The following is a 10,750-nucleotide window of genomic DNA, read 5'->3' as shown; positions in this document are numbered from 1 at the left end:
CCTCGCCGACACCTGCGACGACCCCGACGATCCCAAGTGGCGAAGCTCGGGCTAGCCACCCCCTCTCGCTCCGCGAGCTCCCCCAACGGGGGAGCATCTAGAACAGATCTAATTCCTCCCCATTCCACCCCCTCTGGGGGTGGATCGCGAAGCGAGGGGGGCCGAGCCGCCTTGCGGCTCGGAGGGGGAGGCGCCGAAGGCGGAGGGGGTCACACCCCCACCCTCTAAAAACCGTCCCACCCGGACGGCGCGAACGCGCGCCCCTCCCCGCACGCTCACGAAAAAGGGCCGCGCTTTTGGCGCGGCCCTGGAGTTCGAGGAAGGAGAACGCCCCGAGAGGGCAAGGCCAATCTGCGGCGGAGGCTCACCCAGGGACAGCGGACACCGGTGTCCTGAGGGGGATTTGCCGGTGGACGCCCAGGATCGAAGCAAGATCGACCCCGGGCGCCTCAAACCGCAGCAAAGCCCGTTCGCGCTCCCTAGAACTGGTAGCGAAGGCTGATCTGCATGTACCAGAGCGACAGCGCGGTATTGCGCTGCTTGGTCACCGTGGTGGGCACGTTCGAGTAGCGGTAGCCCACGCAGGTGGCGCTGTTGGTGGCCACCGCGACCCCGTTCGCGTCCGCGCAGTCGACGCTGACCAGGCGGTTCACATCCGAATATTCGCTGACCAGGCCCCAGTCCTTGTTGACCAGGTTCAGCACGTTGCGGATGTCGAACTGGACCTTCAGCTTGTGGCCGTCGATCAGCGTCGGCAGCTCCTGGCTGACCTGCAGGTCCACGCGGTTAATCGGCGGGTTGGTGTTGGTGTACTTCTTCACCAGCCCGGTCGGGATGTTGAAGTTCTCCACGTAGCTGCGGAACAGGTTCAGGTCGTTCGCCGTGGCGAAGGTGACGAAGCCGTAGCGCAGCGGATTGCCCCCCGTCGGGCCGGCCGCGAAGTCCGGCACATAGAGGGCCTGGGCGGTCTTCGTGACGCCGAACACCGGGCTGCGGCCCGAGTTGCGGTCCTGCATCGAGAAGCCGAACGGGCGACCCTCCTGGTGCTCGCCGAAGAGCGAGATGCGGGTCTCGTTGTCGCCGAAGAACTTGTGGGCGTAGCCCAGGGTCAGCTTGTAGCGGTTCTTGATCTCGTAGACCGAGCGGCCCTTGTAGTCGCTGTTCGGGTCCATGAAGGCCGGGACGGTGTTGTAGAGGGAACCCGCCGTCGTGCCGAAGAACAGCCCCGGGCCCAGGTCGTCCGAGTTCTGCCGCGCATAGCCGAACGAGGCGTCGAGGCCCCAGTCCCAGCGCTTGGAGACCGTCACGCCCGCGGTCCAGGCGTCGCCCTGGTCCTTGTTGGTGACGATGATGTCGTTGTTGCCGCCCAGGTTGGACGAGGACTTGCCGGGCGTGGCCGCGGCCAGCCCGTCGTAGCGGATCCGCCCGTCGGGCAGGAACTGCTGGGCGCCGTTCACGATCAGCGGCTGGGCGCGGCTGTCGTAGTAGCTGATCTCGTTGTCCTGCTGGGTGACGACGAGGTCGGCGGTCAGGCGCACGCCGTCGGTGACGCCGCCCCACAGGTCCGGCAGATCCCACGTGCCCGAGAGGAACGCCTTCCACTGGCCGGGCATCCGGAAGCCGGGCGACAGGGCGAACACCGGGGCGAGCGGCGGGATGCCGCTGGCGCCCGGCAGCGTGCCCTGCTGCAGCGCGACGACCTGGTTCGAGGGGGTCACGAACACCGTCGAGCTGGTCCGCAGGTTGTCGAGTGCGGCCGAGCCGATGGCCTGGGTGAAGCCGCCGGTATTGTTGGCCTCGACGAAGCCCGTGGCCGTGCGCTGGATATCGATGGCGCTGGTCTCGTAGCCGTTGTTGTAGAACGGCGTGCCGGTCAGCACGTCCGGCGTGCCGCCGGCGAAGAGGCCGCCGCCGCCGCTGATCTTCAGCCCGCCCATCGGCTTCCAGTCGACCGAGACGCGCGGCATGACGATCCATTCGCCGTCGATCGTCTTGGTGTTGGCGTAGCCGTTGCGGGCCTTGAAGTTCGGGTTGAACGTCGGGCTGTCGGGCTGGTCGTAGGTCTCGAGGCGGACGCCGGCGGCGACCGTCAGCTCGTCGGTGACCTGCATCGTGTCCTGCAGGAAGCCCGAGTACGTCCAGTAGGTGCTGTCGAATGCCGCATCGTTCGGATTGCCGGTGAGGGCGTTCTGGTACTGCAGGCGGCTGGCGCGGCCGGCGGCGAAATCGGCGAGGGAGTCGAAGTAGTAGACCCCGTGCGACTGCGGCACGAACACGTCGAACACGTCGGCCTTGCGGGCCTGGATCCCCGCCTTGAAGCGATGGTTCTGGAACGAGTATTCGGCCAGCGCTTGGTAGCGCGTCTCCTGCTCGTCCAGCGCGTTGGCGTGGCGGAACTGGTCGGGCCCGAAGCGCACCTGCGAGAAGCCCGAGGCGCAGCTCGTCAGCGTGCCGTCGGAATTGGGCGCCGTGCAGACCGCGATGTCGGCGAAGTTCTGGCCGCCGGGCGGGTTCTGGCCGTTGCGGTAGTCGCGGTACGTCGCCTTGAGGGTGGTCGAGAAGCGGTCGGTCCAGTTCGAGTGGACCTCGGCGGTGACCGCCGTGTCCTTGTTGAGCTGCTGGTACCAGTGGGAGAACAGCGAGGCCGTGGTCGAGGACAGGTCGGTCCGCTGGATCGAGGTCGACTTGGCGTAGCGGTAGGTCAGGCTGGCGCGGTGCTGGTCGCTGATGTTCCAGTCCAGCTTGGCCGAGTACTTCTTGTCGGTGACGGGCTGGAAGCCGCCCACCCCGCCCAGGTCGTACTTGGCGGCGTAGGTGTTGTTGAAGGTGTTGACGACGCTGTCGATCGTGGCCTGGGACAGGTTCACGAAGCTGTTCGGCGCGCTCCCACCGGCGACGCCGAACTGAGTGGCGTCCAGCGTCTTGTAGGTCTCATACGACACCGCGAAGAACAGCTTGTCGCGCCACAGCGGGCCAGAGAAGAAGCCGCCGTAGTTGTCCTGGGTGATGACCTGCTTGACCTTCAGGCCGCTGATGTGGGTGCCGACCAGGCCCTCGTTCAGGTAGTTGATGAAGGCCGTGCCGTGGAAGTCGTTCGTGCCCGACTTCAGCACGATGTTGAACGCGCCGCCGACGAAGTCGCCGTTCTCGACGTCGGTGGGCACCGCGGCGATGGCGAACTGCTCGATGGCGTCCAGCGTGACGGGGCCGCGGGCCGTGGTCAGGCCGCCCTGGGCCAGGCCGAAGTTGTCCTGCGCCGCCACGCCGTCCACCGCGATGCGGTTGAAGCGCGGGTTGGAGCCGGCGATCGAGATGCCGCCGCCGTTGGTGCCCGAGCGGCCGTTCGACAGGTCCTGGGCCACGAGGATGTCGCGGCGCGCGAGGTCGCGCGGGTCGCGGCTGACCGACACGACCGTGGCGATCTCCTGCGAGGTCAGGGTGGTGGACGGACCCTGGTCCTGGGCGCGCACCGTGCCGGTGACCACCAGTTCCTGGACCTCGGCCAGGTCGATATCGATCTCGCCGGTCTTGGAGACTTCGAGGAAGATGTCGTTCAGCACCTTCTGCGGCTGGCCGGGGGCGACGATGGTCACCGTGTAGGGGCCGCCGATACGCAGGCCGCGCAGGTCGAACGTGCCGGTGGATTCGGTCGAGGTGACCGCGCGCGTCCCGGACGGCTTGTGGACCAAGGTGACAGACGCGTTGGCCACGGGCGCCCCGCCCGCCGTCACCACGCCGTGGACCGCCGAGGTCGTCTCCTGCGCATAGGCCGCGCTCGTGGCCGCGGCGGCCAGCACCGTCAGGGCCGCACCCGCGGCCAGTCTCTTCAGACTCATCGAATTTCCCCAAAGCCCCGGCCGCCGTGAACGGAGGCCCAACCGGAGAATTCAATTACCAACGATATGCGACGGCGACGCCAAAACGGCGCGACATGGTTTGTCACAAACGCACGGTCGCAAATGCCGCGCGGATAGGCGCTGACCGCCGTGAAAACGGTCAGAAAGCAGGGCTCAGCGGGTGCCGTACATCCGGTCTCCGGCGTCGCCCAGGCCGGGCAGGATGTAGCCGTGATCGTTGAGTCTTTCGTCGATTGCTGCGGTCCACAGGCGCACGCCGGGATGGTGGCCGTGGAACTTGGATACGCCCTCGGGCGAGGCCAGCAGGCAGGCCAGGCGGACCTCCCGGGCGCCGGCTTCCAGCAGGCGGTCGACGGCGGCGATGGCGGTGTTGCCGGTGGCCAGCATCGGGTCGATCACAACGACCAGCCGCTCGGCGATGTCGGCCGGCGCCTTGAAGTAGTACTCTATGCAATTGAGCGTCGCCGGGTCGCGGTAGAGCCCGATGTGGGCGACGCGAGCCGCCGGGGCCAGCTCCAGCATCCCGTCCAGCATCCCCATCCCCGAGCGCAGGACCGGGGCGAAGACCAGCTTCTTGCCGACCAACTGGGGCGCCTGCATCGTCATGAGCGGCGTCTCGATCTCGACGGTCTCCAGCGGCAGGTCGCGCGTGACCTCGTAGCAGAGCAGCGCGCCGATCTCGCGCAGCAGCTCGCGGAAGCTCTTGGTGGAGGTGTCCTTCCTCCGCATGAGGGTGAGCTTGTGCTGAACCAGCGGATGGTCGACGACGGTGACGCCCTGCATGTCGCGCTCCCCCTAGAAAACCGTGCCGTCGCTGATGACGGCGATGGGCGGGCCGCCGTCGGCCCGCTTCTGCTTCGCGATCCGCCGGCCCGCGGCCCAAGAGCCGCCCTCCAGCACCCGCGCCAGCGGGAAGGCCTCGGCCGATACGCCCAGCCGCTCGCGGACCAGGGGCGCGAGCCGGTCGAGCAAGGCCACGGTGAGCGAGCGCCAGCTCACGACCAGCGGGCTGTCGACGGCATGGCCCCTGCCCGCGTCCTCCGGATCCTTCAGGACCAGCACGCCGGTGTCCACGAAGAGGCCGCCGTTCCGGTATTCGGCCAGGCCGGTCAGGCCATCGACGTCAGTCACCTGGACGCCCGAGGCCTCCAGCGGCTCGATCAGCGAATAGCTCATCCACTGGGAGAGCTTGTGCAGGGGCACGTAGCCGGCGACGGCCGGGTGGGTCCAGCAGTCGCCAAGGGGCACGCCGCCCAGGCTGAGACGGCCCGGCCAGATCGGACCCAGGGCCTGCAGCAGCACCTCGAGGATCACCGGCGCGCGCAGGCGGCCGTCCTCGGCATGCCGGCACATGATGTCGAACAACGCGCCGGGCCGGCCCACAGCGTCGCCAAGACGGCGCAGCAGGGCGGCGCGGCCCTCCAGGCCGACCAGCGGGTTGTCGTCGGTGACCTGGAAGGCCTCGGCGATCGTGGCGGCCTCGACCTTCGGCAGGGCGTCGGCGCGCAGGGGATCGGCGGGGTCCGCTGACAGCGCGCCGGACTCGAAGAGCCTGAGCGAGGCCACGCCCAGGCCCTCGGACCGGGAGAGCGTGGCGCCGGTGGCCGCGTCGCGATAGCGCCAGGCCGGACCTGCGCCCGCGTCGAGCAGCACCGAGGGGATGACGAGGTCGAACGCCGCGCGGCCCAGGGCGGCCGGGTCGGACGGCTTGTCCAGCTCGGCCCACAGGTCGCGACCCTCGGCCGTGAAGTGCCGCCAGCGGGCGTGAAACGGGATGTTCAGGTCCGGATAATTCAGCCGCACGGTCTCGGCGGTGAGGTCGGCGGCAGCGTCCAGCCTGGCCAGGTCGAGACGCCACTCGGCCAGGCCCCCGGCCTCGGCGAGGGCCAGCATCTCGTGCGCGCGATCACGGACAGCGGCGGCCGTGAGCAGCGATCGGGCGGTCTTCTCGTCGGAAACGGTCAAGAGCATTCAAACCATTGCCTTCTCCCCTTGCGGGAGAAGGTGTCAGCCGAAGGCTGACGGATGAGGGGGCGCGCCGCGATCGGAGCGCTTCGGGTATCCGAGGGGCCTGAGAGACCCCTCATCCGACCTGCTGCGCAGGCCACCTTCTCCCGCAAGGGGAGAAGGGAAGCTATAGCGCGGCGCACGAACTCAGAATTCCTTCAGGTCGCGGCCGACGGTCTTCTTGAGGTCTTCGGCCGACGGCGCGCCTTCGGGCGTGAAGTAGCCGGCGGCCTTCTTGGCCTCCATCTCCACGCTGGCGTCGGGCGGGACCAGTTCGTCGGGGATCGGCACGCGTTCGCCGATCTCGACGCCGCCGCCGACCAGGGCGTCGTACTTCATGTTGGACATGGAGACGAAGCGGTCGATCCGGCGGATGCCGAGCCAGTGGATGATGTCGGGCATAAGTTGCTGGAAACGGGCGTCTTGGACCCCTGCGACGCATTCGGTGCGCTCGAAGTAGGTCGCCGCCTGGTCGCCGCCGGGCTGGCGCTTCCTGGCGTTGTAGACCAGGAACTTGGTCACCTCGCCCAGGGCCCGGCCTTCCTTGCGGTTGTAGACGATAAGCCCCGTGCCGCCGGCCTGGGCTTGGCGCGTGGCCTCCTCGATGCCGTGCGTGAGATAGGGCCGGCAGGTGCAGATGTCGGAGCCGAACACGTCGGAGCCGTTGCACTCGTCGTGGACGCGGCAGGTGAGCGGGACCGAGCGGTCGCCGAGCTTCGTGGCGTCGCCGAAGATGTAGAGCGTGATCCCGCCGATCGGGGGCAGGAAGACGCTCATGTCCGGCCGGGTCACAAGCTCGGGATACATGCCGCCCGTCTGTTCGAAGAGCGTGCGGCGCAGCGTCTGCTCATCGACGCCGAAGCGGGACGCCACGCCGGGTAGATGCCAAACCGGATCGATGGCGGCCTTGGTCACGGCGATATCGCCGCTCTCGTGCAGCACTTGGCCGTCGGCCTTGAGGCGGCCGGCGCGCATAGCCTCGGCGATCTCGGGCAGGGTCAGGCGGGCCTTGGTCACTGCGATGGTCGGGCGGATGTCGACGCCCTCGGCGATCTCGGGGGCGAAGTCCTCGGCGATGCGCGCGCCCCAGGGATCGAGCGAGACGATCTTGCCGGGCTCGCTCCACTGGGGATGCGGCCCGACGGGCACGACAGGGTGCGTGTTGACCAGTTCGGGCCGGACCATCGGGTCCATGGCGCCCGAGGCGACGGCCAGCGCGCGGTAGACGGAATAGGCGCCGCCGTGCGCGCCAATGGCGTTGCGGTCGGTCCCGGCGTTGGCGGTGGCGATCACCGGACCACGCTCGCGGGCGGTCGGGGCGTCCCAATGAATCGGGAAGCGGCTGGTCGCGCCCGCGCCGGGGTGCGAGGTCAGACGGATATGCGATGTCCTGTTGCCGGACATGTGCGAACGAACCTCCAGAGTCGAAAAGGCCCTGTCGCCGGGTTCGCCGGCGCAGGGCCTTTGAGCGGAGAGACTGATCCCAGTTCGCCGACTTGGCAAGGAACTCCGAAATGCAGCCGGAAGCTGCGCCTTGACGTAGGTCGCTCGTGGGCGCCGCATGGGCGCCGGACGAGAGAATATCCATGGAAACGCACCTGAACGACCTGGCCGAAGTCCGCGAGCTCATCCAGCTCTATGTCGAGGGCGCGAACGGCGACGTCGCCAAGCTGAAGGAAGCCTTCCATCCGGAGGCGCGGATGATGGGCCACATCGGGCCAGTGGAGACCTACATCCCGATCACCGACTTCTTCCGGATGATCGAGCGGCAGCCCGGAATGGCGGGGCCGAACTACCAGGCCGACGTGCGCACCATCGACATCGTCGGGGACGCCGGCGTCGCTGTGCTGGTCGAGACCGACTACATGGGCTGCGACTTCGTGGACTACTTCTCGGTGGCCCGGATCGGCGGGCGTTGGCAGATCACCAACAAGACCTACGCCCACACCGGAGGCACGCCGCCGGGCGCTGAGCCGCCTGCTCAAAAAGCGGGCGCCCACGGTTGACGTAACATCGCTCTGCAAGCTTGTCTGGACAGTCTTGCGAACCCCGCGAGGGTGAACCGGTGATCCAGGGGCCCGCCTCTCTGCCGGAACTGCCGACGCTGCAGCGTGCGCGGGGCGCTGGGCGGATCGCGGTGGCGGCCGAGGACGGGCGCAGCCGGCTGGCCACGCTCTACCAGGACGGGTGCGGGAAGATCCGCCTGCCGCGGGGCGGCGACCTGGAAGCCGTCCTGATCAACTCGTCGGGCGGACTGACCGGCGGCGATCGCCTGGAATGGCGCGCCGAAGCCGGCGACGGGGCAGCGCTTACGCTGACCACCCAGGCCTGCGAGAAGGTCTATCGCGCCCGCGACGGCGTGGCCGAGGTGCGGACATTCCTGACGGCGGGCAAAGGGGCGCGGCTGGACTGGCTGCCGCAGGAGACGATCCTGTTCGACGGCGGGGCGCTGTCGCGGCGGCTGGAGGCCGACCTAGCGCCGGGCGCGCGGCTGCTGGCGGTGGAGGCCGCCGTCCTGGGCCGCACAGCCATGGGCGAAACGGTGCGCCACGGCCTGCTGCGGGACCGCTGGCGCGTGCGGCGGGAGGGACGGCTCGTTTTCGCCGACGAGCTGAGGCTGGACGAGGCCATCGGCGAGGCGGGCGCGGCGGCGCCTGTGCTAGCAGGCGCGCGGGCCTTCGCCTCGATCCTGCTGATCGACGACGAGGCGGGACGGTTCGTAGCCCCGCTGCGCGCGGCGCTGGGCGCGGCCGGCGGGGCCAGCGCGTTCGACGGCAAGCTGTTCGCCCGGATGGTCGCCACCGACGGCTTCGCGCTGCGCCACGCGCTGTTGTCCGCGCTGGAGGTGCTGCGCGACGGACAGCCCCTGCCCCGGGTCTGGAGAACCTGAATGAACCTGACCCCGCGCGAGAAGGACAAGCTGCTGGTCGCCATGGCCGCCGAGGTGGCGCGCAAGCGGCTGGCGCGTGGCGTGAAGCTGAACCACCCCGAAGCCATCGCCCTGATCACCGACTTCGTGGTCGAGGGGGCGCGCGATGGCCGCCCGGTCGCCGAGCTGATGGAGGCCGGCGCGCATGTCATCACCCGCGCCCAGGTGATGGAGGGGATCGCCGAGATGATCCACGACGTCCAGGTCGAGGCCACCTTTCCGGACGGCACCAAGCTGGTGACCGTCCACCATCCCATCCGCTGAGGAGCGCCATGCAACGCAAGACATGGAACAAGATCATCCCAACGGTCGCGGGGCTTGCCGCGACGGTCGTCGCCGCTCTGCCCGCCTCGGCCCACGAAGGGCATCACGAGCAGATGGCGCTGATGCAGGCGCTGCGGCACCTGGTGAGCGAGCCGGACCACCAGATCGCCTTCGCCGCGCTGGTGGTGCTGGCGGTGGTTGCCGGCTGGAGCTGGCGCCGGGCGAAGGCGCGCAAGTGATCCCGGGCGAGATCATCCCCGCCGACGGCGAGATCGAGCTGAACGCCGGCCTGGCGGTTACGACACTGCGCGTGGCCAACACCGGTGACCGGCCGATCCAGGTGGGCAGCCACTACCACTTCTTCGAGACCAACCCGGCGCTGCGGTTCGACCGGGCGGCGGCGCGCGGTCAGCGGCTGGACATCGCCGCCGGGACCGCCGTGCGCTTCGAGCCCGGGCAGGAGCGTGAGGTGGACCTCGTGCCGTTCGGCGGCGCGCGGACGGTGCACGGCTTCCGCCAGGACGTGATGGGCAAGCTCTGATGGCCAAGATCAGCCGCGCCGCCTACGCCGACATGTTCGGCCCCACGGTCGGGGACCTCGTGCGGCTGGCCGACACCGAGCTGTTCGTCGAGGTGGAGAAGGACCTCACCACCTATGGCGAGGAGGTGAAGTTCGGCGGCGGCAAGGTGATCCGCGACGGCATGGGCCAGGGCCAGGCGACACGCGCCTCCGGGACCGCCGACACCGTCATCACCAACGCCTTGATCGTCGACCACTGGGGCATCGTGAAGGCCGACGTGGGCCTGCGCGACGGGCGCATCCTGGCCATCGGCAAAGCGGGCAATCCCGACGTGCAGCCGGGCGTCGACATCGTGATAGGCCCGGCGACCGAAATCATCGCCGGCGAAGGCAAGATCGTGACGGCCGGGGCCATGGACGCCCACATCCACTTCATCTGTCCGCAGCAGATCGAGGAGGCGCTGATGAGCGGCGTCACCACCATGCTGGGCGGCGGGACGGGCCCAGCCACCGGCACCAACGCCACGACCTGCACGCCGGGGGCCTGGCACCTGCAGCGGATGATCGAGGCGGCCGAGGCGTTTCCGATGAACTTGGCCTTCGCCGGCAAGGGCAACGCCAGCCTGCCCGAGGCGCTGGTGGAGCAGATCGCGGCGGGGGCCTGCGCGCTGAAGCTCCACGAGGACTGGGGCACCACGCCCGCGGCCATCGACTGCTGCCTGTCGGTCTGCGACGACCTCGACGTCCAGGCGATGATCCACACCGACACCCTCAACGAGAGCGGCTTCGTGGAGGACACGATCACGGCCATCGGCGGGCGCACGATCCACGCCTTCCACACCGAGGGCGCCGGCGGCGGACACGCGCCCGACATCCTGAAGGTCGCCGGCCTGCCGAACGTGATCCCGTCGTCTACCAACCCGACGCGGCCCTACACGAAGAACACCCTGGCCGAGCATCTCGACATGCTGATGGTCTGCCACCACTTGGACCCGTCGATCCCCGAGGACATCGCCTTCGCCGAGAGCCGCATCCGCAAGGAGACCATCGCGGCGGAGGACATCCTGCACGACCTGGGCGCGCTCTCGATCATCTCGTCCGACAGCCAGGCGATGGGGCGCGTGGGCGAGGTGCTGATCCGCACCTGGCAGACCGCCGACAAGATGAAGAAGC

At 69.0% G+C, this 10,750-nt stretch carries 10 protein-coding genes; 6 read left to right on the top strand and 4 right to left on the bottom strand.

What is annotated here, in order from left to right; translation table 11 throughout:
- Positions 1-479: 479 nt before the first annotated feature.
- From Q0L11_RS05035 to Q0L11_RS05020, 4 genes are all read right to left on the bottom strand, one after another.
- Positions 480-3,836: a TonB-dependent receptor gene (locus Q0L11_RS05035; RefSeq protein ID WP_296595807.1), complete on the bottom strand. Its 3,357-nt coding sequence runs from the start codon at positions 3,834-3,836 to the stop codon at positions 480-482.
- A 174-nt stretch (positions 3,837-4,010) separates the two neighbouring features.
- A complete protein-coding gene (upp, locus tag Q0L11_RS05030; RefSeq protein ID WP_296595805.1) occupies positions 4,011-4,640 on the bottom strand; it encodes a uracil phosphoribosyltransferase in 630 nt (209 codons plus the stop codon).
- Positions 4,641-4,652: 12 nt separating this feature from the next.
- Positions 4,653-5,828: a URC4/urg3 family protein gene (locus Q0L11_RS05025; protein WP_296595804.1), complete on the bottom strand. Its 1,176-nt coding sequence runs from the start codon at positions 5,826-5,828 to the stop codon at positions 4,653-4,655.
- Positions 5,829-6,011: 183 nt separating this feature from the next.
- The gene (locus Q0L11_RS05020; RefSeq protein ID WP_296595803.1) at positions 6,012-7,268 is read right to left on the bottom strand and encodes a GTP cyclohydrolase II; all 1,257 of its coding nucleotides are present in this window, start codon (positions 7,266-7,268) and stop codon (positions 6,012-6,014) included.
- Positions 7,269-7,450: 182 nt separating this feature from the next.
- Between Q0L11_RS05020 and Q0L11_RS05015 the strand changes: the two genes are divergently transcribed.
- From Q0L11_RS05015 to Q0L11_RS04990, 6 genes are all read left to right on the top strand, one after another.
- The gene (locus Q0L11_RS05015) at positions 7,451-7,870 is read left to right on the top strand and encodes a nuclear transport factor 2 family protein (RefSeq protein WP_296595802.1); all 420 of its coding nucleotides are present in this window, start codon (positions 7,451-7,453) and stop codon (positions 7,868-7,870) included.
- Positions 7,871-7,929: 59 nt separating this feature from the next.
- Positions 7,930-8,754, top strand: a complete 825-nt coding sequence (locus tag Q0L11_RS05010; RefSeq protein WP_296595801.1) for an urease accessory protein UreD — start codon at positions 7,930-7,932, stop codon at positions 8,752-8,754.
- Complete coding sequence (locus tag Q0L11_RS05005; protein ID WP_296595799.1) at positions 8,755-9,057, top strand: urease subunit gamma; 303 nt, start codon at positions 8,755-8,757, stop codon at positions 9,055-9,057.
- 8 nt (positions 9,058-9,065) lie between these two features.
- Positions 9,066-9,296 carry a hypothetical protein gene (locus Q0L11_RS05000; protein ID WP_296595797.1) on the top strand — a complete coding sequence of 77 codons (231 nt, stop codon included), beginning with the start codon at positions 9,066-9,068 and terminating at the stop codon, positions 9,294-9,296.
- Positions 9,293-9,598: an urease subunit beta gene (locus tag Q0L11_RS04995; protein ID WP_296595794.1), complete on the top strand. Its 306-nt coding sequence runs from the start codon at positions 9,293-9,295 to the stop codon at positions 9,596-9,598. The genes Q0L11_RS05000 and Q0L11_RS04995 overlap by 4 nt, the downstream gene beginning before the upstream one ends.
- A partial coding sequence (locus Q0L11_RS04990; RefSeq protein WP_296595793.1) for an urease subunit alpha occupies positions 9,598-10,750 on the top strand: 1,153 nt, incomplete at its 3' end. The genes Q0L11_RS04995 and Q0L11_RS04990, both read left to right, overlap by 1 nt.

Source organism: Phenylobacterium sp. (assembly GCF_024508875.1).
Taxonomy (GTDB): Bacteria; Pseudomonadota; Alphaproteobacteria; order Caulobacterales; family Caulobacteraceae; genus Phenylobacterium.
The sequence above is the reverse complement of the archived record's forward strand: the minus strand, read 5'-3'. Positions and strand labels throughout refer to the sequence as shown.

Excerpts from the sequence above, each read along its gene's own strand:
- Q0L11_RS05035 (WP_296595807.1), bottom strand. The coding sequence starts at position 3,836 with ATGAGTCTGAAGAGACTGGCCGCGGGTGCGGCCCTGACGGTGCTGGCC.
- upp (WP_296595805.1), bottom strand. The coding sequence starts at position 4,640 with ATGCAGGGCGTCACCGTCGTCGACCATCCGCTGGTTCAGCACAAGCTC.
- Q0L11_RS05025 (WP_296595804.1), bottom strand. The coding sequence starts at position 5,828 with ATGCTCTTGACCGTTTCCGACGAGAAGACCGCCCGATCGCTGCTCACG.
- Q0L11_RS05020 (WP_296595803.1), bottom strand. The coding sequence starts at position 7,268 with ATGTCCGGCAACAGGACATCGCATATCCGTCTGACCTCGCACCCCGGC.
- Q0L11_RS05015 (WP_296595802.1), top strand. The coding sequence starts at position 7,451 with ATGGAAACGCACCTGAACGACCTGGCCGAAGTCCGCGAGCTCATCCAG.
- Q0L11_RS05005 (WP_296595799.1), top strand. The coding sequence starts at position 8,755 with ATGAACCTGACCCCGCGCGAGAAGGACAAGCTGCTGGTCGCCATGGCC.
- Q0L11_RS05000 (WP_296595797.1), top strand. The coding sequence starts at position 9,066 with ATGCAACGCAAGACATGGAACAAGATCATCCCAACGGTCGCGGGGCTT.